The organism is Streptomyces alanosinicus (genome assembly GCF_014650595.1).
Lineage (GTDB): Bacteria > Actinomycetota > Actinomycetes > Streptomycetales > Streptomycetaceae > Streptomyces > Streptomyces alanosinicus.
This window is the reverse complement of sequence record NZ_BMVG01000012.1, coordinates 51,351-74,963: the sequence shown is the minus strand read 5'-3', so window position 1 is coordinate 74,963 and position 23,613 is coordinate 51,351. Positions and strand designations below refer to the sequence as shown.

Below are 23,613 nucleotides of genomic sequence, written 5' to 3'. Positions count from 1 at the left end.
GCGGTCACGCTCTATTCGACGCTGGGTGGCGAACCGTCAGCACGCCATGCCGCTGAACAAACGGGAAACGGTGGACGTAGCCCGGAGGAAGGCCCGCCAGCAGAGTCAGGGCCAGTGCCACGGTCAGCGCCTTGTCCAGGGGATCCGCGACCAGCCCTTGCAGACTGGCGGCCTTCAGCATGCTGTTTCCGTAGGCCTGAAACGTCGCGATGACCACTGATTGCCCCACCGATCCACCTGCGTTACCGAAGACGAAGGCAGTAATGGGGGCGGAGACCACGCCGGCGGCCACGCCGATCACACCCCCCGCGAGCAGGGAGGTCGGGACGCGCCGGAACCAGCCGGCCCGCGCCAGCATTCCCGCGACGAAACCGATCAGGGCGGCGGTGACCGCGTAGGGCAGAGCTCCGGGAGTGATGGTCATTCCGACGACGATGCTGGCCAGCGCACCCGTGGCCGCGCCTGCGGCAGGTCCGGCCAGGATACCGACGAGCACGGTGCCGATCGAGTCGAGTTGGAGTGGCAGGCCGCTGAAGTAGACGATCTTTCCCATCACGATATTGATGGTGATCGCCACAGGGATCAGCGCCACGGTCGTCGTCGGCAGCTCTGCCATGGCGCCGGAGACGATCAGCATCGCCCCGAGAGCGTAGCCGCACAACGCCAGAAGGGCGGCCGGACCGCCCACTCCGCCGTGCACGGAGTCGGGTTTGGCTGAAATTAGCCCCCCATAGGTGATGGCGATAATTGCCGTGCCGCTCCCAATACGCCAACGTGGAGAGATATGCCAAGATTTTAACGAGATTGAGCCCATCACCTGCACTATCACCCCCGTGTACCGGCCAAGCACTTCGCTGTCGGCCATCATCCAGAATGCGCGTTGCTCGTGTCAATACCTGACTTGTGTCCGACTGGGGGCTGCCTTACCCCGCTCGATGGATGGCGAAACGCCGTTGACAAATGAAGAATTGCGACGCTCTACTTGATCGAAACCGAGCTCGCCGCATGCGCCCCTTTGTCCCGTTTCGGCGTGGGGTGGCGAGTTTTTCGTCAATCGTGAGAACGGGGACGGTGTCATGGGAAATTATCAATCCTTTGCGGATTCGTACACAGCAGGGCTGCGGAACGTACTTGTCGACGGCAGTAAAGTTGCCTCGGTGCGCGATCCGCTGTCCAAGGCCTCGGACTTCGGCCGGAATGACCGCCCGTACCGCGAACTTCTGGCCTACCAGAGCCGCATCGCCGACCCGACCTCCTGTCTCGCAGTCACCCCGCACCTTCCGGTCAATCTCTCCTACTGTTTCGGCCTGCTCGCCTGGTCCCTGGACGGTCGCAACGACGTGGACACGCCGGCGTACTACCGCCGTGGTGCCCATGAGTACTCCGACGACCAACACACCCTGAGCGGCGCCTTCGGGCACCGGCTGCTGACCTCCAAGGGGAACCAGCTCAAGGAAGTTGTCGGCCGTATCGAGCGGGACCCCGCCCACCGGCGTGCGTTCGCCCTGGTGCTGGAGCCCGAGGACAACTTCCGCCAGTCGCGGGAGTACCCGTGTGCCGTGGGCGTCCACCTCTTCCTCCGGGACGGCGCGCTCACCTGGATCACCGTCATGCGGGCCCAGCAGGCGTTGACGGTCCTGCCGTACGACGCCTTCCTGTTCATGGGCATGCAGCAGTACGCGGCTTCGCTGCTGAGCGTCCCCAGCGGTCCGTACATCCACCAGTCGGGCACATTCCACTTCTACGAGAACGAGGTGGACGTGGCCCGGAAGATCGCCGAAGAACCGGCGGAAGCGGTGGCGCTGCCCTCGTTCCCGGGTACCCCGGACGGCGGCCAGGAGGTCGCGCGCGAACTCATCGACTTCGAGCAGCGGCTTCGGCGCGCTGCCCAGTCGGGTGATGTCTCCGCTGTGGACGAGGTCGCCACGCGCAAGGCGAACACCGAGTTCGCCGACGTGGCCCGAGCCTGTCTGGCCACGCACGCCTACCGCAAGCTGGGTGACAAGACGTCACTCGTGACCAGCCCGGCATCCAGCAGCGGCGTCGCGAACCTCATCGCCGCGATCTGATCGCGGCGGAGGATCCCACGTGAGGACAACGGTTCATACCCCACTGGAGCCGAACTGTCCGGATGCGGCCGAGCCCGGCGGCAAGCTGACGGAACGTGTTGTTCGGCGGCGTCAGCTCTTCGAAGCGCATCCGGACCAGGCCGCCCGGATGACCTACCCGGTCATGGCGGCGCTGGTCCCGGTGGCGACCAGCAGAGGCGGCGAGGTCGCCTATCCCGGTGATCCCATGTGTCTGTACTCGGCACTGGCCCTCACTATCCAACGGTCGGTGACCCGTCTGCACCGGGGACTGCCCGAGGAGCCGTCCCTCGACGACGTCTGCCCGGACTGGGGGGACTACCCGGACGACGACTACCGTCGAAGCGCGAACGGGCCCCGGAGCCAACTGATCGCCGACAGCCGGACCACCGACGGTCACGTCTTCGACCCCCGTATCTGGGACGAGGTGGCCCGAGAGCGGTTCATCGCCGAGCTCCGATCGCTCCAGCCCAGGGTTCTCCTGCTCAGCGCGGTGTCGGCGGCGCACCGGTACGCCCTGGAGATGGCCGAGCTGGCCAAGGTCCACGCGCCGCGATGCGTCGTCGTTCTCGGCGGCCGGCACGCCGACGAAACGATTCGGTACCGCGACGCCGACGGCACGGCGGAGTTCTCCTGGAGCAGCACGGTTGAGGTCGTCCGCGACGGCCGCGCAGGTCAGGTCGTCGACTTCGTGGTCGCCGGTGACGGCGCACCACTGCTCGACCTGCTGCTGCGCGCCCTCTCGCTGACCATCACGCCTGGCTTCGGCCCGACCGACAACGCCGAGGTGCTCGACGCCCTTCCACTGGTGGCGGGCGCCGACGAGCCACTGCGCGGTGCGGGCACGATCGTCGGCTTCTGCCCCGGTGAGGCGGTGGTGGTGCCGGTGAGGGGCGAGCGACTCAACTCGGCCGAACTTCCGTCGCCGTACGAGGCGTTCTCCATCCGTGCCCGCTTCGGCATCTTCACCGAGGCCGGCACCCACCCCCAGGGCAGCAGGACAGCGCACATGATGACGCTGGACTCCTGCCCCTTCAAATGCACCTTCTGCTCGGAGAGCATCCAGGTCTCCAACAGGCCCACCCGCTTCGCGGTGCGCGAGACCGAGCATGTGGCGCAGCGCGTCCGCCGGCTCATGGACTGGGGTGCTGAAGCCGTGTTCTTCGACGACCCGGTGTTCTGGGGCGGGAACTGGAAAGCCATCACGGAGTTCTGCCAGGATCTGCTGCGCCAGGACACGGACCTGCCGGGCGGTGCTCCCTTCGAGTGGGGCGCACAGCTCACCGTCGACGTGGTGCTCAACCGCGCCAAGGCCGACGAGGTGCGCTCCGGACTCGAACTGATGCGCCGCAGTGGCTGCACCTACATCTACATCGGCATCGAGAGCATGGCGCAGCGAGTGATGGCCCACGTGGGCAAGAACCTGCTGCGCCGCAACCCGGAGGCCTGGGTGAGCAAGGTGCGCGAGGCGCTGACGACCATCCGGGGCCACGGCATCCGGGTCGGCAGCTCGGTCCTCTTCGGGCTCGACGGCGAGTGCCGGGAGACCATCGAAGAGACGATCGAGGAGATCGGCCGGCTGATCGATGACGACCTGCTCGTCATGGCGAGCCCCAACATCCTCACCTATCACCCGGGCACGGCGATCACAGCCGCACATGCTCGGGACCGCCTGGACTATCACTCGCGCAAGGACAACCGGCCTCCTTACACGTACTTCGAGGAGGCGTATCCAGAGGTCGTCTCCCGGCTGCTCACCGAAGACGACATCTGGTACATCCACAAGTCCGCGGCCGCGCGGTGGGGCACCGTCCGTAACAACGCGGCCGAGGCGGACACCGAGGCGGCGGCATGACCGGCATCACCGACAACGGCCGTGGGAGGGCGCGTGCTTGACGTCGATCGCAAGAGTTACTGGGGAGACTACTTCTCCTATTTCCCCGCTCTGGCCCGCTACATCCCGCTGGGCGAGTACGCGCGCCGCGTCCGGCCGCGCGCCTGCGTACTGGGCGTGTCCGACGGGAAGTTCGCCCTGCCGCTGCTGAGAGCCGGCTGGGAGGTCGTCGGCGTGGAGTGCGACGAGATGTTCCTCGACGGGGGCGAACTGGACCTCGTCGACGGCCACCACGACATCGTGGGCCTGCGCGAGCGGCTCACCGCCGAAGGCCTGACGGACCGGTGCACGATCGTGGAGCAGGACTACATGACCCTGCCCGCCGAGGGCGACTTCCAACTGGTGCTGGGCAGCGGCCTGTGGTCGATGCCGCCCAACCGCGCCCACACGATGGAGGCCCTCGTCCATCACGCCATGGACATGGTCGCCCCGGGCGGCATCTTCTTCGGCGAGTGGCTGATCGGACTCAACGACGACGAGCGCGGCTGCGGCTACTACCCGACCGCCGCCGAGATGGAGCGGATCGTCACACGGCCCGGCTGGGAACTGTTCGAGAACGCCGACCTGGGCGTCCGCGGCGAGAGCCACCTGGGCTACGAGCAGTGGCACTACCACCGGTACGCGGCCGCGATCACCCATCGCATGCCGCCGCCCCGCGAGCCGGCGAAGGAGCAGTGACCACCGTGGCCGGCACGCATCTAGGCGGCTGTCCCCGCACCCGTGGGGGCAGCCGCCCGGCCGTTGTGGTCAGCGATCTCGACGGCACGCTGCTGCTGCCGGACGGGTTGCTGAGCGAGCGTACGGTGGCGGCGTTGCGCGCGGCCGCCGCCCAGGGGAGCCGCCTCGTCTTCGCGACGGCCCGCCCGGCCTGGTCCGCCCGTCGGCTCCTGTCCGCCCTGTCCGGTCTGGGCGCCTTCCTGGTGTCGTCCAACGGCGCTGTCGTCAGCGACCTGGACAGCGGTGGCGTACGGCGGATCCGGGCGATGACCCCTGCCACGGTCCGCGCCGAGATCGCGGCGCTCGGCCGGCGTCCCTGGGCCGTGGACCGGGAGCACGACCGGCTGCTCGGTCCTGACTGGCCCGACATCCTGGCGAGCGGTCCGGGGACGGCCCGGCACGTCGACGACGTGCCGGACGACTCGCCCGTGCTGTGTCTGATGGTGCACGCCGACCCCGGCGAGTCACCGCCCCCGCATGGTGCCTGGGACGCGGTGCGCTGGACCTCTTCGGGACCGGGACTGCACGAGGCGTCGGCCCCGGAGGCGGACAAGGTGTCCGCGGTCGCCTCGGTCCTCGCCTGCCTCGGCATCGGCTGGGACCGGGTCGTCGCCTTCGGTGACGCGCCCAACGACATGGAACTGCTCGCGGCCGCGGGCCTCGGAGTGGCCGTCGCGAACGCGAGTATGGACGTACGGGAGGTCGCCGACGCCCTGACCGCACGCAATGACGACGACGGCGTGGCCGCCTGGCTGGAGGGGAAGTGCCTGTGCCACGTGTGAAGAGCCTTACGGAGGCCGACCGGGTCTGGATCGTGGGCGGTCCCGGCTGCGGCAAGTCGACCCTTGCCCGTGCCCTCGCCGAGCGGCGTGGCGTGGAGCCCGTCACGCTCGACGCCCTGTTCTGGGGGCCGGCCTGGACCCCGGTGCCCACGGCGGAGTTCCTGGCCGGCGTCGAACGGGAACTGGCCGCGGACCGCTGGATCATCGATGGTCAGTTCGCCGAGAGTGTCGACGCGTTCGCGCATCGGGCCGACTGCGTGGTGTGGACGGATCCGCCCCTTCGCGTCAGCTGGCCGCGGCTGCTGCGCCGTACCGTTCGGCGCTGGGTACGCCGTGAGGAGCTCTGGGGCGGTGTCAGGGAGACGTTGTGGTCCGTCATCGGCCCCCGGTCCATCCTCTGGTACGCCGTGAAGGTGCACGATTCCCAACGGGTGGCCAACCAGAGGCTGTTCGAACGGCTCAGCTCCACCGACGTCCTGCTCCTGCACGCGCGCGACAGCGATGTGCACTCTCTGCTGAAATGATCCCCGGCGCAGTTTCGTCCTACACACATCCGATCGCTTCCTGGAGTTTCCCCATGCACGTCTCCTCGTACGACACCGTCGACCAGCTTCCGGCGGCGGAATGGGACGCTCTGACGATCGGCGGGACGATCTACTCCAGCAGCGGCTTCGTCGGCGTACGCGCGGAGGAGCTGCCGCCCGGGGCCTCAGCCCGCTGTCTGCTGGCGCGTGACGAGCGGGGAGCGCCGACCGCCGGGGTCGAGGCGTACGCGTTCGCGCGGCCGCCGCACGCGCTCTACACCCCCGCCGACCTGCTCGTCGGTCTGATCAGCGACGAGCGCCACGCCCATCTCGGTTCCCGGCCCATGGCGTTGGGCGCGGGCTGGTCGGAGTTCCGCGGTCAACTACCGGGCCGGGACGGCGTGACGGCGCAGGAACGATCGGCGGCGGTGCACGCCCTCACGGCGCAGACCCTCGGCTTTGCCCGGACAGCCGGAGCGAGCGTGCTCGGCTACTACTACCTGCCCAGGGCGGAGGCCCTGGAAGTCGCCGCGGCCCACGCCGACGACGGAGCCGTGCTGCTCTACCACGATGTGGAGACCGTGGTGCCCGTCGAGCTCTGGCAGGACCTGGACGACTACCTGGCCTGGCTGCCGGCCGGCCGACGGCCACGGGCCCGGCGCGAGAGAAGGGACTTCGAACGCAGCGGGCGGACGATCCGGGAGGTCTCGCTGCCCGAGGTGGTCAAGGAGATCGCCCCGCTCAACAGCGCGCTGATGCGCAGGCACGGACACGACTACGGCGAGGAGCGCGCGGCTGCCGTGTACGACCGGCAAGGCCGCCACCTCGGCGATCGCAGCACGCTGCTGCTGGCCGAGGACGCCGGACACCCCGTCGGTTTCGCGCTGCGGTACCGGCACGGCGACACGCTGTACGCGCGCGTGGCCGGTTTCGACTACTCGGTGCCCAACGTGGCCGACTATTTCAACCTGGTCTTCTACCACTCCATCGCGTCGGGCGTCGGCCGCACCGTGCGGGCGATCCACCTCGGTCTCGGTACCTTCCAGGCCAAGCTGGCGCGCGGAGCCCAGCCTCACCCCCTGTACAGCGTGTTCGTGGGAGTGGACCGGCCGCTGGCAGCGGACGGGAACAAGGTCCGCGAACGCAACCGGAAGGAAGTGGAGGCGTTCGGCGCCGAGTACGGCCGTTTCGTGGTGGGCGGGCTGAACACCGACGACTGGCTGCTGTGAGCAAGGGGAGGAAGCGCACATGCCTGATGTGAAGCACTTCGAATCGATCGACGACATCGATCGGGACGCCTGGGACGCGCTCGTACCGGGCAGTCGCTTCTACCAGAGCCACGCCTGGCTGCGCGGACAGGAACGGCCCGACTTCGCCGCCCCGGGGTACCTCACGGCCTGGGCCGACGGCGAACTCCTCGCTGGGACGCCGTACTACGACTTCCCGGCCGAGAACGCACCGCCGCCGCCGGACGTGGCCGAGGGCCGCAGCGTGCTCCGACTGGGTACGCGCACCGGCTACCACAACGAGTTCTTGCTGCCGAAGGATCCCGGCGTGGCGGGCGAGGCACTCGACGCCCTGGTCGCGGGTGCCGCGGAGCGGGCCGTCGCGCTGGGCTGCGACGCACTGCTCTTCGACTTCCTCACCACGGACAGTCTCCGGCTGCTGGCAGGTCGCTTCGAGGTGCGAGCACAGCTGCGGGCCGCCGAGGCCGTGGTGCACAACGACGGCGGTACCTTCGAGTCCTACCGCGCTCTGCTCGGCCGCAACGTCCGCAAGCGCGAGTACGAGATCCGGCGCTTCGCGGACTCCGGGCTGCACATGGAGACGGCCTCGCTCTCCGCCTGCGTGGACGAATTCGCGCCGCTGGTCGGCCAGACCATGGACCGCTACAACGCCGCCCTCGACCCTGCGGAGATCCACACCTTCCTGACCGTCCAGGCGCGCTTCCTGGACGACCTGAGCACGGTGTTCCGCTGCGTCGACGAGAAGGGAGAGCTGGCAGGCGCAAGCCTGTGCTTCGCCTGGCGAGACACCTTCTACGCCCGGGTGGCCGGCTTCGACTACGCGAGGACACGGAACGCGTACGAGTACTTCAACGCCGTGTACTACGAGCCGATTCACCACATGGAGCGCCGTGGTATGACCACGCTCCACCTCGGACCCTCGGCCCTCAAGGCGAAGGTGCACCGGGGGGCGTCGCTGCATCCGCTGTGGGCGGCCGTCGTCCCGCTGCCCGCCACCGCGACCGCCGGGCTGCGGCGCGACACGGTGGCGGACCAGGCCCTCGCCGACACGGTACGGGAGGAGGCGGGTGGCGGCATGAGCGACGAGGAGTGGGACCTGAGCCGCGTCACTCCCCTGTGACGGGGGTCTGGCCGTCGGTCGCCCGGACGGGCCACAGCACCGGACAGAATTCCGGGTCGGAGTAGTCGGGTCGGCCGTCGGGAGTCCTGCGGACCAGGGAGTCGTGCTTGTAAGGCTCCTGCCGGCCGTCCGACAGAGTGTGGTCGCGGTAGGCGTTCGTCCCGTCCTGGAGGTGAAACGAGATGGCCTGGCGGGGTCGGGGACTGCGATTGGCGCCGCTGCCGTGATAAAGGAGACAGTGGTGGAAGGTCATGTGCCCCTTCGGAATGTGCACCGGGACCTTCTCCACCGTGGCACCGTTTCGCTCCGCGTCACCATTCAGGAGATACGCGCGTTCCACGTCCTGTGGGTCACCAAGCGGCCTCGAAGCGCCGTGCCGATTCCGCCAGTGATGACTTCCGTTCACCATCGTGATCGTCCCCGACTCCTCCGTGCAGTCGTGGAACGGAATGAAAGCGGTCAGCATGTGATCTGAGGAGCAGGTCGGCCAGAAATACTTGTCGAAGTGCCAGGAAACAATGTTGGAGTTCTCATCGGGGATCGGCGGCTTGTAGATTAGCGTCGCCTGGAAAACGCGTATTTCAGGCGACTGTGCCAAGCGTGCCGCGACAGCCCCGATGATGGGCTTCCGTAGTATCTTCCCGATGGTTTCATCCTGGTAGTGGACATAGTCGTTGTTGCGCTGGATGTCGCCGTCCGCAGGCGTCCAGTCAGCCAGTCTGTCCGGTCGACTGGGAAGGGCACGATCACGCTCACCTGCGAAATAGCGCTCACTGGCCTCGGTCAGAGCGTCCGCTTCGCCGTCCGTGAGCAGCTTCTCGGACAGATACCAGCCGCGCTCCGAATAAATCCGGACATCTTCCTCGGAGGGGAGCAGGCTGATTTCCTCGTCGGTAAGTCCACAATGGTCGTACATTCCTCGCCTCCGGTTCGCCTAAAACGGGCTGGAACAGTGATACTGCCTCACGCTAGCGGACCGGAGTGGCTCGTGCTAGCGTTGTCATGACTTTTTCGCAAAGAGTTTGACCAGGGGTTGGAGTGGCCGTGTTCGACAGGGATACCCGAATCCTGCTTGTGGGGCACAAAGATTTCCGAAATATCTGGCTCGGGGAAACCTCTGCACATTTCGGTGGACAGCTGACGAGCTTTCTCCTTCCTCTGATCGCGGTCACGTACCTCCACGCCGACGGCACGGGGGTGGGACTCGTCTCGGCGGTGCAGTTCGTCCCCGTCGTGGCGCTCTCGCTGATCGCCGGTGTCATGGTCGACCGATATCCGCCGCGCCGGACCCTCGTCACCTCGACCCTTGTCCAGGGTGCGGCGCTGGCAGCGCTGGGCGCCTTCCAGGCGACCGGCGGGCTGAGTTTCGGCCAACTCGTCGTCGTGGCCGCAGTCATCGGTGTTGCCACCGTCTTCTACGAGGTCGCCTACCAGTCCACGCTGCCCAGGATCCTGCCGCTGGACTCCATCGCCGCGGCCAACGGTCTGCATCAGGCGACGTACTCGGTCAGCACACTCGCCGGTCCGGCCGCGGCCGGCTTCCTCGTCGGCAGGCTGGGGTTGTCGCCCACCCTGACGGTGGCGGCCGCGTGCTGCGCCGGTGCCGCGATCAGCGGTCTGCTGCTGCGGGGTGTCAAGGCCCCTGAGCAGCCCCGTGAGTCGGCGCTGAAGTCGATCGGCTCCGGGCTGCGTTACACCTGGTCACTGCGGCCGATCCGGGACCTGTGTGTCCAGGCCGGTCTGTCGAACCTGCACGAGAAGGCCTTCCTCACCGTGTTCCTGGTGTTCGCCGTCCGCGGGCTCGGCATGAGCGGCACCACCGTGGGCGTGATCACCGGTATCGGCAGCGTGGGTGCCCTGATCGGTTCGCTCACCGCCAACCGGCTCACCAGGCGGTGGGCCGTCGGCGGCATGCTGGCCCTGGGGGCGGTGCTGGCGGCGCTCGGCCTGCTGCTCGTCCCGGTCGTCAGCCAGGCCGGCGTGTACGTCGCCGTGCTCGCGTCGGTCGCCATGATGCTGAACGGCTTCGGCGTGGCCCTCTTCAACGTGTTCGCCGTGAGCCTGCGGCAGGCCATTCCACCGGAGCATCGGATCGGCTCGGTGACCGCAAGCTATCGCCTGGTCGCTCTGGGCACGCTGCCTCTGGGTGCGGTCGTCGGTGGTGCCCTGGCCGACGCCCTGTCTGCCGGCACGGCCCTGTGGGCCGTCGGGCTGTCCTACCTCGTCGTGTCGTTCTGGCTGACGTTCTCCCCGCTGCGGAGGGCCCGCACGCTGGAGGAGGCCCAGCAACTCGGTCGCACGGCGCGCACGGACCGGTCCCCCGTGGTCTGAGCGCGCTGCCCGGCCCCGTGCTCACCCGGCGACGTGGGCGCCGGGCGTCTCCGCGGGAAGACCCGTTCGTGGCGGGTACGGCAGACGAGGCGGCCCCGATGGAACACCACACGGCCCGCCCGGCGCCCGCCATGGCGTCGGCCAGGGTATCCGCCCGTACCACCGGCAGTTCCGGGGGAGCTCCGGCCTCGATCGGCGTCCGGGGCAGGTCCATGGCGGTCCGTGCCGCGGCGCTGACGGCGTCGTAGGCGCAGCGCGGCGTCAGGTGACCCGCGAGGACCAACAACGAAGCAGCCTCCATGGCCGGCGGTGGACACAATTCGCGGCGCTGGCTTGATTCTGTCGGGGATCTCGGAGTTTCGGGTGCGGCAGCATGGTCGACAGGCATGCTCGGGTGGTTCCGATGACCGATGCAGCTGCCGAGGTGCCCATTGTCCCTCCGCCCGCGTTCCGGTGAGCGAGTCCCGCCTGTGACCGCGCAGGTCGCGCGGGCGAGCAACCCGGGCGGCACGACGGCGATATGGGTGCGCTACCGGCTGGACGGGCTGTGGCACGACGGGACTTCGCCGACTGGTACCCACGCGACGGGCGTCCGGGCCTCTCGCTTGCTCAACTGGCCACCGTCTGCGTGCTGCAGTTCCTGCTCGGCCTGTCCGACCGGCAGGCCGCCGAGGCGGTCCGCTGCCGGATCGACTTCAAATACGCCATGGCCATGGAGCTGGACGGTCCGGGGTTCCGCCACAGTGTCCTGGCCGATTTCCGTGCGCACCACGCAGCGCACCGATTCCACCCACTGCCTGGCCGCGGTGCGCGAACGACTCAGCGGCCGGTCAGTGACCGAGGAAACCTCTTCCCCGAGACCGCCGACCGCCTTCCAGACCTTCCTGGACCAGCAGGGAATCCCCCGGCCGAAGTCCCGGCGAACCCCCGGCAGCCGACCTCGACCGTCAAGGCCCCCGACAGAGTCAAGCTCAGTGCGGGTTCTGGATCACCGAGAACTCCGCGCCCTCCGGGTCCGCCACCGTCGCCACCCGCCCGTGCGGGCTGTCCTGCGGCCGCCGGACGACCTGGCCGCCGAGATCCGCGACCTGGAGCACCGTCGCATCGACGTCGGCGACCTCGAAGTACGTCTTCCAGTGCGGTCCGCGGTCACGCGGCAGGCCATGGCCCACGCCGTGCAGTCCGGCCACCGGACGGCCGCCGAGGAGCAGGGTCACATAGTCGAAGTCGGCGGACACCACGGGCTCGCGCTCATAGCCGAACACCGTCGCGTAGAACTTGGAGACGCTCTCGGTCTCGAAGGTCACCAGTTCGTTCCACGCCGGCGTCCCGGGCACGCCGGTGATCGTGGTGCCGGGGTGCGCGGCGCCCTGCCAGATGCCGAAGACGGCCCCGGAGGGGTCCGCGGCGATGGCGATCCGCCCGGCCTCGGCGGCGTCCAGCGGGCCGACCGCCACCGTGCCGCCGCACAGCCGTACCGCTTCCGCCGTCCGGTCCACGTCGTCCGAGGCGAGGTAGGGCGTCCAGGCGAGCGGCAGCCGGCGGTCCGGCGGCAGCTGGCCCATGCCCGCCACCTCGTGCCCGTCGAGCAGCGCCCGCACATACGGGCCGAGCTGCTGCGGGCCCGGCCGGAACTCCCAGCCGAACAGCTCACCGTAGAACTCCTCGGTGGCGGACAGCCCGTGCGCCATCAGGCTCACCCAGCAGGGTGTGCCGGGCGCGCGCCGCGCGTGCGGCCCGGCCGGCTCCCGTGCCTCGGTCATCGATCACTCTCTCCCCGGCCCCTCGCGGTGGCCGTGTCGCTTCCGCTCCCCGAAGGGGTGTCCACGCCGGCGGCGGGTACGCCCGTGCCGGTGCCGGCATCCTTCACGACGCCGCCTGCGATGCCGCGCCGCCGCCCGGCGGTACCTCCGGGAGGATGCCCGATCTGCCGTCTTTCGCCACTTCCTGACGATGGCCGGCGGATGTCCGTCGGCTGTACAGCACGTGCTCGATCCCATACGCCTCGTGATCGAGCCTGTCCGGCCGAGCAGAGTAGTCGGACCTGGACGCCGCGGCCACCCCTGGCGTATGGATGGACGCCATGAGAGCCATCATCACCGCAACCGAACTCGCACAAGAGCTGACCGGAGGCCGCCCGCCGGTACTGCTGGACGTTCGCTGGCAGCTGAGCACGGCGAAGGCGGCGGGCGCGCCGGCCTTCGACGGGCGGGCCGAGTACGCGGCCGGGCACATCCCCGGCGCGGTCTTCGTCGACCTGGACCGGGAACTGGCCGGCGCGCCCGGCGAACACGGCCGGCATCCGCTGCCGGACCTCGCGGAGTTCGGTGCCGCGATGCGCCGAGCGGGTGTGTCGGCCGGCCGGCCGGTCGTGGTGTACGACGGCGGTCAGGGCTGGGCGGCCGCGCGTGCCTGGTGGCTGCTGCGCTGGACGGGTCACCCGGATGTACGGGTCCTCGACGGCGGCTTGCCGTCCTGGCGGGGCGAGCTGTCCACGCGGGTGTCGGAGCCGGCCGAGGGCGACTTCCACCCGGCGCCCGCCGCCGCGGGGCTGCTGCACGCGGACGGGGCCGCGGAGCTGGCCCGCGCGGGCGTGCTGCTGGACGCGCGGGCGGGGGAGCGGTACCGCGGTGAGGTGGAGCCGATCGACCGGGTCGGCGGGCACATCCCGGGCGCGGTGTCGGCGCCGACGACGGAGAACGTGGACACCGACGGGCGCTTCCTGCCCGCGGCGGAGCTGGCGGACCGCTTCAAGGCCCTCGGCGTGTCCGCGGACACCGAGGTGGGCGTGTACTGCGGATCGGGCGTGTCCGGCGCCCATGAGGTCCTCGCGCTCGCGGTGGCCGGCATTCCGGCGGCCCTGTACGTCGGTTCCTGGTCCGAGTGGTCCTCGGACCCGTCCCGGCCGGTGGCGGTGGGCGCGGATCCGCAGTAGCGGCAGCCGGGCGGCGGCTTCGCCGTGACGGCACAGGGATGTGGGGGCACGCACGCGTGCCCCCACTTTCCGTTTCCGTGCGGCCGCTTACTCCTGCTTCTTGCGGCGCGTGCCGAACACGATCTCGTCCCAGCTCGGCACCGCGGCACGGCGGCCGGGGCGGACGCCGTCGGCCTCGGCCTGCCGGTCGGTGGCGCCGATGAGCCGGTCGCGGTGGCTGCCCACGGAGCGGGGCATGAGGACGTCCGCGTAGGCCGAACCGGCTGAGGCGGCGGGGGCCGGTGGTTCCTCGGCCGCCGGTTCCTCGGCGGGCTCCTCCGGCGTCTCCGCCGGGCGCTCCGGAACGACCAGGTCGCCCCGGAAGCTCGGTACGGCCTCCAACAGGCTGGTCAGCGAGTCGCGTTCGCCCGTGCTCTCCTCGGCGGGCTCGGACGACTGCGCGGGCAGGCTCGGCCGCTCCCGCTCGCTCCGGTCGAGCGCCCGGTCCATCGAGCGCTCGCGCGGGAGCCGGGCGATGCGCGGGACGAACGGGAAGCTCGGCTCGGGCACGGCGAGGTCGTCGGACTCGCCGATGAGCGAGCGCGCCTCGTCGTCCACGGCCTGTACGAGCCGCCGGGGCGGGTCGTACGTCCAGCTCGCCGAGTGCGGTTCGCCCGCCACCAGGTAGACGAGGAGGACCTCCCAGGTGCCGTCGTCGCGGCGCCAGGAGTCCCACTGCACGGAGTCCTTGTCGGCGCCGCGCAGCAACAGCCGCTCCTGGACGGCCTCGCCGAGCTGCGGACCGGAGTTCTCGCCGGGGCGGCGCACGGGGGTCTTGCGGGCGCGCTCGGCCATGAAGGCGCGCTCGGCCAGCACGGGGCCCTCGAAGCGTCGTACCCGGTCGACGGAGATGCCGGCGAGCTGGGCGACCTCTTCCGCGGTGGCACCGGCACGTATACGCGCCTGGATGTCGCGCGGGCGCAGATGGCTCTCGACCTCGATCTCGATCTGGCCGAGGCGCGGCCGGTCGCCGCGCACGGCGGCGCGGAGACGTTCGTCGATCGGAAGCGTGTACTCCGTTGAGTCGGCAGCTTTGAGCACCAGCCGTGTGCCGTCATTCGAGACGGCCACGACACGCAGTTCGGGCATGGGGACCTCCCGGGTGGTGCCTGCCGACGTCACGTGCGTCGCTGCTTCCGCTAGTCGAGTGTGGCCTGCCCGGGTGCAGCCTGCCACAACCTTGCCGAGTTGCCCGGCGTGTCGGGCGCGGGCCCTGGGTCGCCGTTATGGCACGGTTACCTGTTCGCAACGCAAAGTGACCAACTCCATCACCCTGTGCAACTAGCCCCCCTCCCGGCGGTCCTGCAAGGCCGCGGACACCCTGGTGGGAGACCGGACCCAGGGCTCGCAACAGTACTCCATTTGGACCATGTGCGTGGATGGGCGCGCCGCCCAACTTCTCGTAAGAGTGGCGACAAGGGTGTCGACTCGGCCTCTGGCAACCGGTTTTGCCGATCATGAACGTGGCGAAGTTCACGTAATCCCCAGAAACGGAACTAATGGTTTCGACTGTACGTCCCTATCTCGTGCAGTCGGTTGGCCAATGTCGATCAAGTACGGGGAAGGCAGGGAAGTTCCGGGTATGCGTGAAACGCCCGATCAGGGTCGCAAACGGATCGACCTGAGCGTCCCCCAGGTCGCGGGCAGCGCCCTGGCGGCGGTCGTGGCGGCCAAACTGGCCTCGTACTTCGGGGTGTACGGCACGATCCTCGGCGCGGGAGTCGTCAGCATCGTCGCCACCTGCGGGGGCACGCTGTTCCAGCACTTCTTCAAGCGGACCGGGGAGCAGCTGAAGGAGGCGACGGTCACGCCTCGCCCCGCTGATCACCAAGTGCCACTGTCGCCGGGCGAGTTCACCGAGGGCACCGTCTACCGTGCGCGTCTCAGGAGCTGGCGGCGGCCGGTGGTCGCGGCAGCCCTGGTGTTCGGGGTCACCATGGCCGGGATCACGACGTACGAGCTGGTGTCCGACAGCACCTTCAGCGGCGGCGCGGGGACGACGGTCGGTGACGCCTTCACCGGACGGCGCTCGTCCCCCTCCACCCCCGACTCCCCGGCCAAGTCCGATGAGACACGGCCTCCTTCGGGCGCGTCGCCCCCCGCAGGCACGCCCGACTCAGGCGGTGGTACGGCCCACAGCACGCCGCCCCCGACGCCCGGCGACTCCCCGGGCGGGGAACCGAGCGACGGCCCGAGCCCGTCGCCGACCCCCACGCCCAGCGGGTCCGCCACGACGCCTACGCCCCCAGAACCCTCCGCAAGTAGTCGTTCTGGAACAGCCGTTCCGGGTCAAGGCGGTCCCTCAGCGCAGTGAACTCGCCGAAGCGCGGATACACGCGCGCGAAGTACTCGGCGTCCCGGGTGTGCACCTTGCCCCAGTGCGGCCGGCCCTCGTGCGCGGTGAAGATCCGCTCGGCCGCGGTGAAGTAGGCCTGGTACGGCGTGCCCCGGAACATATGGACGGCGATGTAGGCGCTGTCCCGGCCGGAGGCGGTGGACAGGGTGATGTCGTCGGCCGGGGCGGTGCGCACCTCGACGGGGAAGCTGACGCGCAGCCCCGAGTGCTCCACCATGGTCCTCAGCTCGCGCAGCGTCTCCACCAGGGCGGCGCGCGGGACGGCGTACTCCATCTCCACGAAACGCACCCGGCGCGGCGAGGTGAACACCTTGTACGGGATGTCCGTGTACGTCCGTGCGGACAGGGCCTTGCTGGAGATCTGCGCGATGGCGGGGACGGCCGCGGGGGCGGCGCGGCCGACCCACTGGGCCACCTGGAAGACACCGTTGGAGAGGAACTCGTCCTCGATCCAGCCGGCCACCTGTCCCACGGGCCGCTCGGGTCCGGCGCTGCGGTTGTTGCGCTTGGTGTTGGTGCTGCCGGTGTGCGGGAACCAGTAGAACTCGAAGTGCTCGTTCTCCGCCCACAGTTGATCGAACTCATTGAGAACCCGATCGAACGGCATCGGTTCCTCGCGCGCGGTCAGCAGGAACAGCGGCTCCACGGCGAAGGTGATCGCGGTGACGATGCCGAGGGCGCCGAGGCCTGTGCGGGCGGCCGCGAAGACCGCGCGCTCTTCCTCGGTCCCCTTCTCGGAGCAGGTGAGCACCGAACCGTCCGCCGTGACGAGTTCGAGGCCTTTGATCTGGGCGGCGATGGAGGCGGACTCACGGCCCGTGCCGTGCGTGCCGGTACTCGTGGCCCCGGAGACGGTCTGCTCCATGATGTCGCCCATGTTGGTGAGCGACAGACCCTCGCGCGCCAGCGCCGCGTTGAGTCGCTTGAGCGGAGTGCCGGCCTCGACCGTGACGGTCATGGCTTCTCGGTCGATATTGCGGATACCGGTCAACAGTTGAGGGCGGATCAATACACCGTCGGTCGCGGCGATCGATGTGAAGGAGTGCCCGGTCCCGACCGCCTTCACCTTCAGGCCGTCCTCGGCGGCCCGGCGCACCGCCGCGGCCAGTTCCTCCACGGACGCCGGCGCGACCTGCCGGGCGGGCCGGGCGGAGACGTTACCGCCCCAGTTACGCCAGGTGCCGTTCTTCCCGTTCGCCGTGCTGCTCAACGGTGCCTCCCCGACCCGCGGCCGGCCTGCGCAGCCGGCGGTACCCGAGGAAACCCACCGCGACCGCGGCGGCCCCGGACACGGCCGGAACCCCGTACCCGGCCCGCGCCCCGGCCGCGTCGATGACCCAGCCGGCCACGGACGAGCCGAGCGCGACCCCGACCGCGAGGCCGGTGCTCACCCAGGTCATGCCCTCGGTGAGCTTCGCGCGAGGTACGTGCTCTTCGATGAGGGACATCGTCGTGATCATCGTCGGTGCGATGGACAGCCCCGCAACGAACAGCGCCACGGCCAGAAGCGGCAGGTTTCCGACCAGTAGGAGGGGGATCATACTCACGGCCATGGCCGCCACGCCCAGTAGCCAGCGGCGTTCCGGTGCTCCGGCGAAGCGCAGCAGTCCGAAGACCACCCCGGCCACGCAGGAACCGGCCGCGTACAGCGCCAGCACGACGCTCGCCGCGCCCTTGTGGCCGCGCTCGTCGGCGAAGGCGACGGTGACCACGTCCACCGATCCGAAGATCGCGCCCGTCGCCGCGAAAGTGCCCACCAGTACCTGCAGCCCCGCCGAGCGCAGCGCCGTACCACCGCCGTGCTGCTCGCGCGGGTGCGGCGCCGGCTCGGTGGCGCGCTGGGAAGTGAGCCAGAAGACGCCGGCCGCCAGGAAACAGGCGGCGAGCAGCGGCCCGGCCTCCGGGAACCAGACGGTGGACAGCCCGATGGAGATGATCGGGCCGAAGATGAAGCAGATCTCGTCGACGACCGACTCGAACGAGTAGGCGGTGTGCAGCTTCTCGGTGCCCCGGTACAGCGCCGCCCAGCGGGCCCGGACCATCGCGCCGAGGCTCGGCACCGAGCCGATCCCGGCCGCGCACACGAACAGCACCCAGTCCGGCCACGACCAGTGCGCGGCGAGCAGCAGCCCGGCCGCCGCCGTGAGCGCCACCAGGGTCGCGGGGCGCAGCACCCGGCGCTGTCCGTGCCGGTCGACCAGCCGGGATATCTGGGGTCCGATCGCCGCGGCGGCCAGCGCGATGGTGGCCGACAGCGCGCCCGCGAGTCCGTAGCGCCCGGTCAGCTGGGAGACCATCGTGACCACGCCGATGCCCATCATCGACAGCGGCATCCGGCCGAGAAATCCCGCGACGGAGAACGCCTTGGTGCCGGGCTCGGCGAACAGGGCTCTGTAGGGGCTGGGCACGTGGTCTCCGGGACGGCTCGGTAAGGCGCGAATGCGGCTGATACAGCTTACGAGTTAGGTGACCCTAATTGCACCCCGGATGACGGCGGGAAAAACCGGGCTAAACCCACTGGAACCCGACTCGTCACCCTGCTGTTCCCCGGCTGTCAGAGGCGGGTGGCAGGATCGAGACATGCCAGACGCGCTCGATGCCACCCCGTACGACGCCCTGCTCCTGCTCTCCTTCGGCGGCCCCGAAGGCCCGGACGACGTGGTCCCCTTCCTGGAGAACGTCACACGCGGGCGCGGCATTCCGAAGGAACGCCTGAAGGAAGTCGGGCAACACTACTTCCTGTTCGGCGGGGTCAGCCCCATCAACGACCAGAATCGCGCCCTGCTGGACGCCCTGCGCAAGGACTTCGCCGAACACGGCCTGGACCTGCCGGTCTACTGGGGCAACCGCAACTGGGCGCCGTATCTGACGGACACCCTGCGCGAGATGGCCGCCGACGGCCGCCGCCGCATCCTGGTCCTCACCACCAGCGCCTACGCCTCCTACTCGGGCTGCCGGCAGTACCGCGAGAACCTCGCCGACGCACTGGCCACGCTGCGGGCCGAGGGTCTCGAACCGCCCAGGATCGACAAGCTGCGGCACTACTTCAACCACCCCGGCTTCGTCGAGCCCATGATCGACGGCGTGCTGCGCTCCCTCGCCGACCTCCCCGAGGACGTCCGCGCGGGCGCCCACATCGCCTTCACCACGCACTCCATCCCGACCTCCGCCGCCGACACCTCCGGCCCCGTCGAGGCCCACGGCGAGGGCGGCGCCTATGTCGAACAGCACCTGGACGTGGCCGAGCTGATCGCCGACGCGGTCCGTGAGCGCACCGGCATCGACCACCCCTGGCGCCTCGTCTACCAGTCGCGTTCCGGCGCCCCGCACATCCCGTGGCTGGAGCCGGACATCTGCGACCACCTGGAGGAGCGGCACGCGGCGGGCGTCCCGGCCGTCGTCATGGCCCCCATCGGCTTCGTCTCGGACCACATGGAGGTCCTCTACGACCTCGACACCGAGGCCGAGGCCAAGGCCGCGGAACTGAGCCTGCCCGTGCGCCGCTCGGCCACCGTGGGCGCCGACCCGAGGTTCGCCGCCGCGGTGCGCGAGCTGATCACCGAGCGCGCCGCCGTGGAGCGCGGCCAGGAGGTCACCCCCTGCGCACTGGGTGCCCTCGGCCCGTCCCACAACCTCTGCCCGGTCGGCTGCTGCCCGGCCCGCGCCCCGCGCCCGGCCGCCGCCGGTGCCGACAGCCCCTACGCATGAGGAGCCCCGTGACCGACGCCCTGCACCGGGAACTGCTGGAGCTGGCCCAGGAGGCCGCCCGCCGGGCCGGAGAGCTGCTGCGGGACGGCCGCCCGGCCGACCTGGCCGTGGCGAGGACGAAGTCGAGCCCGATCGACGTCGTCACCGAGATGGACATCGCGGCCGAGAAACTGATCACCGACCTGATCTCCGGCCGGCGTCCCGACGACGGCTTCCTCGGCGAGGAGGGCGCCTCCAGCGAGGGCACCAGCGGCATCCGCTGGGTGATCGACCCCCTCGACGGCACCGTGAACTACCTCTACGGCCTGCCGACCTGGGCGGTGTCCATCGCGGCCGAGCAGGACGGCGAGACGGTCGCCGGGGTCGTCGCGGCTCCGATGCGCGGCGAGACGTATCACGCCGTGCGCGGTGGCGGCGCGTGGGCCACCGGTGCCTGGGAGGGCGAGCGGGCGCTCGCCTGCCGCCCCGCGCCCCCGCTGGACCAGGCCCTGGTCTCCACCGGCTTCAACTACGTGGCCGAGGTCCGCGCCCACCAGGCCGAGGTGGCCGGCCGGCTGATCCCGCTGCTGCGGGACATCCGGCGCAGCGGCTCGGCGGCGGTCGACCTGTGCGACGTGGCCTGCGGCCGGCTCGACGGGTACTACGAACGGGGGCTCAACGCATGGGACTTCGCCGCCGGTGACCTGATCGCCCGGGAGGCCGGTGCGCTGGTCGGCGGCCGGCACGGGGAAGGTCCGTCCCGGGATCTCACCGTCGCCGGGTCGCCGGGCGTCTTCGAGCCGCTGCAGGGCCTGCTGGAGGAGTTCGGGGCATGGCACGACTGAGCGGGAGTCGAGTCGGGTTCGACACCGCCGGTTCCCGCCGTCGTGTCTGAGAGCCGTCGAGTCCGAGGACCGTCGTGTCTGAGGGCCGTCGTGTCTGAGAGCTGTCGCGTCTGAGGGCCGTCGCGGCCGGGAAGAGGATCGGAACGCGCAGGACCCCCGGCGCTGGATTCGCCGGGGGTCCCGCTGGTGCGCTCTACGGGCCGATCAGACGCGGTGCGCGCCGACCTCCACACCGTGTTCGGCGGCGAGGCGTCGCAGGTCGTCGAGCTCTGCCTGCTCCACCTCGACAAGGAAGTCGTCACCCTCGTCGCGAGCCCGCGACAGGTCGGACTCGGTCGCCCTTATGCGCTGCAGAAGTCCTGCGGTGAAAGCGTCCATGCTGCGCCCCCTCGTCCAGGGTCGTGGGTCGGTGGCACGGGGGTGTGCCGGTTGGGAAAGGGGCGATCACATCTCTCACAGGTGCCCAGCGCTGCCCTGCCGGGCGGCGACGGTGCCGGACACCCGCGTCCACTCTGCCGAAGCGGATCGCCATGTACCGCATGGTGCTGCGGCACATGCAGAGCGTGATCGCGGGGTGTAAAGCCGTCCTCCCCTGGCTCCCCTGCCCGGAAACCTCAACCGGAGGAGAAAATCTCGTATTCCTCCCCCGGAGCGCGGATCCATGCGGCCCGCAACCCGCCTTACAGCCGACTTACGGCTGAAAAGGGCAGGATGGAGGTCACACCCCACGAACACCCCTGCCCGCACGCGCGCACGCCGCGCCCCGCGGGCGGACAGAGGAAGGACTTGCGACGTGCGCGTACTCGTCGTCGAGGACGAGCAGCTGCTCGCCGATGCGGTGGCCACCGGACTGCGCCGGGAGGCCATGGCCGTCGACGTCGTGTACGACGGTGCGGCCGCCCTGGAGCGCATCGGCGTCAACGACTATGACGTGGTCGTCCTCGACCGCGACCTCCCGCTCGTGCACGGCGACGACGTCTGCCGCAAGATCGTCGAGCTGGGCATGCCCACGCGCGTGCTCATGCTCACGGCCTCCGGCGACGTCAGTGACCGGGTCGAGGGCTTGGAGATCGGCGCCGACGACTATCTGCCCAAGCCCTTCGCGTTCAGCGAGCTGATCGCGCGCGTGCGCGCTCTCGGCCGCCGTACGAGCGTGCCCCTGCCGCCCGTCCTGGAGCGCGCCGGGATCAAGCTCGACCCCAACCGTCGCGAGGTCTTCCGCGAGGGCAAGGAGATCCAGCTCGCGCCCAAGGAGTTCGCGGTGCTGGAGGTGCTCATGCGCAGCGAGGGCGCGGTCGTCTCGGCCGAGCAGCTGCTGGAGAAGGCCTGGGACGAGAACACCGACCCGTTCACCAACGTCGTGCGCGTCACGGTGATGACCCTGCGCCGCAAGCTCGGCGAGCCACCGGTGATCGTCACCGTCCCCGGCTCCGGCTACCGGATCTGATCCGCCATGGCCGCGACACCCGCAGCGCCCCAGGCCCCGCCGAAGCCCACCTGGGACCCCAGGAGGGCACAGCCCCCCTTCCCGTGGCTGCGCCCCACCATCCGCATACGGCTCACCCTGCTGTACGGCGGCATGTTCCTGATCGCCGGCATCCTGCTGCTGTCGATCATCTACCTGCTGGCCGCACAGGCCATCAGCACCGGCAACCAGCCGCTGTTCAAGATCATCGGCGGGACGAACATCCGGGTCTCCAGCGACAACTGCCCGGCGATCACCGCGATCAACTCCAGCACGCTGCCGCTGTCGGACTTCAACGAGGCGATCGCACACTGCGTGGACCAGCAGCGTCAGGCGGCCCTGGACGACCTGCTCAGCCGCTCGCTGCTGGCCCTGCTGGGCCTCGCCGTGATCGCCTTCGCCTTCGGCTACGCGATGGCCGGCCGGGTGCTGTCCCCGCTGGGCCGGATCACCCGCACCGCCCGCCAGGTCGCCGGCTCCGACCTGTCCCGAAGGATCGAGCTGGACGGCCCGGACGACGAGCTGAAGGAGCTGGCGGACACCTTCGACGACATGCTGGAGCGGCTGCAGCGGGCCTTCACCGCCCAGCAGCGCTTCGTGGGCAACGCCTCGCACGAGCTGCGCACCCCGCTCGCGATCAACCGCACGCTGCTGGAGGTCCATCTCTCGGACCCGCACGCCCCGGTGGAGCTGCAGCAGCTCGGCAAGACCCTGCTGGCCACCAATGAGCGCAGCGAGCAGCTGGTGGAGGGCCTGCTGCTGCTCGCCCGCAGCGACAACCAGATCGTCGAGCGGGGGCCGGTCGACCTGGCCGAGGTCGCCACCCAGGCCGTCGACCAGGTGCACGCCGAGGCCGAGGCCAAGGGCGTGAAGATCCGCGGCGAGCGCAAGCCCGCCGTGGTGCAGGGCAACGGCGTGCTGCTGGAGCGGATCGCCCTGAACCTGGTGCAGAACGCGGTGCGCTACAACGTCGCCGAGGCCGGCTGGGTTCAGGTCGACACAGAGGTCCAGCACGGGCAGGCTGTCCTCACGGTCACGAACACCGGTCCGGTGGTGCCTGCGTACGAGGTGGACAACCTCTTCGAGCCCTTCAGGCGGCTCCGCACGGAGCGTACGGGCAGCGACAAGGGTGTGGGCCTCGGCCTGTCCATCGTCCGGTCCGTGGCCCGCGCGCACGGCGGCCACATCGTGGCGCAGCCCCGCGAGGGCGGCGGTCTCGTGATGCGGGTCACTCTGCCGCTGTGAAAGGCAACCAGGCCGTAGTGATCCGGGGTCGACACACGCGAGGGATGTTCGCTTCGCGCGGAATTTTTCAGCCGCCGAATGGGCTTCCAGTTGTGTGATCGATCACATGGACGGATTTTCGGCCATGTACTCTCCGTGATCATGAAACATGCCGGAAAGCCGGGAAAGTCCTGGTTTTCAGGGCTCTTGATCACGGGAAGTACACGGTGAGGCGCCTTTGAGGTGCGACATTCGAACCGTGTACGGTCCTCAGCGCCATCCAAGTCGATCACTCTTGAGAGATCGGATTGGGTGTCGATTGAGTAACAGACCTTGATGTGAGGCAAAATCTCCGCCTCA

21 protein-coding genes and 1 pseudogene are annotated in these 23,613 nt (G+C 69.8%); 15 read left to right on the top strand and 7 right to left on the bottom strand.

Annotated features, from left to right (window positions below):
* Positions 1 to 4 precede the first annotated feature (4 nt).
* Positions 5 to 637: an ECF transporter S component gene (locus IE277_RS24230; RefSeq protein WP_189955787.1), complete on the bottom strand. Its 633-nt coding sequence runs from the start codon at positions 635 to 637 to the stop codon at positions 5 to 7.
* Between the two features lie 520 nt (positions 638 to 1,157).
* Here IE277_RS24230 and IE277_RS24225 point away from each other — a divergent pair.
* From IE277_RS24225 to IE277_RS24195, 7 genes are all read left to right on the top strand, one after another.
* Positions 1,158 to 2,069 carry a thymidylate synthase gene (locus IE277_RS24225; RefSeq protein ID WP_229881937.1) on the top strand — a complete coding sequence of 304 codons (912 nt, stop codon included), beginning with the start codon at positions 1,158 to 1,160 and terminating at the stop codon, positions 2,067 to 2,069.
* Between the two features lie 148 nt (positions 2,070 to 2,217).
* The gene (locus tag IE277_RS24220; RefSeq protein ID WP_189955785.1) at positions 2,218 to 3,942 is read left to right on the top strand and encodes a B12-binding domain-containing radical SAM protein; all 1,725 of its coding nucleotides are present in this window, start codon (positions 2,218 to 2,220) and stop codon (positions 3,940 to 3,942) included.
* A gap of 33 nt (positions 3,943 to 3,975) precedes the next feature.
* Entirely contained in the window at positions 3,976 to 4,659 is a 684-nt protein-coding gene (locus IE277_RS24215) for a class I SAM-dependent methyltransferase (RefSeq protein ID WP_189955784.1), read from the top strand.
* Positions 4,656 to 5,480 (top strand): HAD family hydrolase, encoded by an 825-nt coding sequence (locus IE277_RS24210; protein WP_189955783.1) that lies wholly within the window; start codon positions 4,656 to 4,658, stop codon positions 5,478 to 5,480. Before IE277_RS24215 ends, IE277_RS24210 begins: the two co-directional genes overlap by 4 nt.
* A complete protein-coding gene (locus IE277_RS24205; protein WP_189955782.1) occupies positions 5,477 to 6,004 on the top strand; it encodes a P-loop NTPase family protein in 528 nt (175 codons plus the stop codon). Before IE277_RS24210 ends, IE277_RS24205 begins: the two co-directional genes overlap by 4 nt.
* Positions 6,005 to 6,057: 53 nt before the next feature.
* Positions 6,058 to 7,233 carry a GNAT family N-acetyltransferase gene (locus IE277_RS24200; protein ID WP_189955780.1) on the top strand — a complete coding sequence of 392 codons (1,176 nt, stop codon included), beginning with the start codon at positions 6,058 to 6,060 and terminating at the stop codon, positions 7,231 to 7,233.
* A gap of 19 nt (positions 7,234 to 7,252) precedes the next feature.
* Entirely contained in the window at positions 7,253 to 8,371 is a 1,119-nt protein-coding gene (locus IE277_RS24195; protein WP_189955779.1) for a GNAT family N-acetyltransferase, read from the top strand.
* Here the strand turns inward: IE277_RS24195 and IE277_RS24190 are convergent.
* A complete protein-coding gene (locus tag IE277_RS24190) occupies positions 8,358 to 9,287 on the bottom strand; it encodes a phytanoyl-CoA dioxygenase family protein (RefSeq protein WP_189955778.1) in 930 nt (309 codons plus the stop codon). The genes IE277_RS24195 and IE277_RS24190 overlap by 14 nt on opposite strands.
* A gap of 122 nt (positions 9,288 to 9,409) precedes the next feature.
* Here IE277_RS24190 and IE277_RS24185 point away from each other — a divergent pair, with 122 nt between their 5' ends.
* Positions 9,410 to 10,702 (top strand): MFS transporter, encoded by a 1,293-nt coding sequence (locus IE277_RS24185; protein ID WP_308433417.1) that lies wholly within the window; start codon positions 9,410 to 9,412, stop codon positions 10,700 to 10,702.
* 520 nt (positions 10,703 to 11,222) lie between these two features.
* A pseudogene (locus IE277_RS47420) lies at positions 11,223 to 11,408 on the top strand (transposase); the annotation flags it as partial.
* 265 nt (positions 11,409 to 11,673) lie between these two features.
* Here the strand turns inward: IE277_RS47420 and IE277_RS24175 are convergent.
* Entirely contained in the window at positions 11,674 to 12,465 is a 792-nt protein-coding gene (locus tag IE277_RS24175) for a VOC family protein (RefSeq protein WP_189955776.1), read from the bottom strand.
* Positions 12,466 to 12,785: 320 nt separating this feature from the next.
* Between IE277_RS24175 and IE277_RS24170 the strand changes: the two genes are divergently transcribed.
* Positions 12,786 to 13,637: a sulfurtransferase gene (locus tag IE277_RS24170; protein WP_189955775.1), complete on the top strand. Its 852-nt coding sequence runs from the start codon at positions 12,786 to 12,788 to the stop codon at positions 13,635 to 13,637.
* Between the two features lie 87 nt (positions 13,638 to 13,724).
* On the opposite strand, the gene sepH is transcribed toward IE277_RS24170, so the two are convergent.
* Positions 13,725 to 14,765, bottom strand: coding sequence for a septation protein SepH (gene sepH, locus IE277_RS24165; protein WP_189955774.1), 1,041 nt, complete (start codon positions 14,763 to 14,765; stop codon positions 13,725 to 13,727).
* A 493-nt stretch (positions 14,766 to 15,258) separates the two neighbouring features.
* Between sepH and IE277_RS24160 the strand changes: the two genes are divergently transcribed.
* Positions 15,259 to 15,990, top strand: coding sequence for a hypothetical protein (locus tag IE277_RS24160; protein ID WP_189955772.1), 732 nt, complete (start codon positions 15,259 to 15,261; stop codon positions 15,988 to 15,990).
* Here IE277_RS24160 and IE277_RS24155 read toward each other — a convergent pair.
* Complete coding sequence (locus IE277_RS24155; protein ID WP_189955770.1) at positions 15,914 to 17,242, bottom strand: D-arabinono-1,4-lactone oxidase; 1,329 nt, start codon at positions 17,240 to 17,242, stop codon at positions 15,914 to 15,916. The two genes, IE277_RS24160 and IE277_RS24155, sit on opposite strands and share 77 nt — an antisense overlap.
* Positions 17,202 to 18,440, bottom strand: a complete 1,239-nt coding sequence (locus tag IE277_RS24150) for an MFS transporter (protein ID WP_189955768.1) — start codon at positions 18,438 to 18,440, stop codon at positions 17,202 to 17,204. Before IE277_RS24150 ends, IE277_RS24155 begins: the two co-directional genes overlap by 41 nt.
* Positions 18,441 to 18,612: 172 nt before the next feature.
* Between IE277_RS24150 and IE277_RS24145 the strand changes: the two genes are divergently transcribed.
* Positions 18,613 to 19,740: a ferrochelatase gene (locus IE277_RS24145; protein WP_189955766.1), complete on the top strand. Its 1,128-nt coding sequence runs from the start codon at positions 18,613 to 18,615 to the stop codon at positions 19,738 to 19,740.
* An 8-nt stretch (positions 19,741 to 19,748) separates the two neighbouring features.
* Positions 19,749 to 20,564 carry an inositol monophosphatase family protein gene (locus IE277_RS24140; RefSeq protein WP_189955764.1) on the top strand — a complete coding sequence of 272 codons (816 nt, stop codon included), beginning with the start codon at positions 19,749 to 19,751 and terminating at the stop codon, positions 20,562 to 20,564.
* Positions 20,565 to 20,768: 204 nt separating this feature from the next.
* On the opposite strand, the gene IE277_RS24135 is transcribed toward IE277_RS24140, so the two are convergent.
* Positions 20,769 to 20,942 carry a hypothetical protein gene (locus tag IE277_RS24135; RefSeq protein ID WP_189955762.1) on the bottom strand — a complete coding sequence of 58 codons (174 nt, stop codon included), beginning with the start codon at positions 20,940 to 20,942 and terminating at the stop codon, positions 20,769 to 20,771.
* 415 nt (positions 20,943 to 21,357) lie between these two features.
* Between IE277_RS24135 and IE277_RS24130 the strand changes: the two genes are divergently transcribed.
* Positions 21,358 to 22,011: a response regulator transcription factor gene (locus IE277_RS24130; RefSeq protein ID WP_023546086.1), complete on the top strand. Its 654-nt coding sequence runs from the start codon at positions 21,358 to 21,360 to the stop codon at positions 22,009 to 22,011.
* 6 nt (positions 22,012 to 22,017) lie between these two features.
* Positions 22,018 to 23,274, top strand: coding sequence for a sensor histidine kinase (locus IE277_RS24125; RefSeq protein WP_189955760.1), 1,257 nt, complete (start codon positions 22,018 to 22,020; stop codon positions 23,272 to 23,274).
* The last annotated feature ends 339 nt before the right edge of the window (positions 23,275 to 23,613 follow it).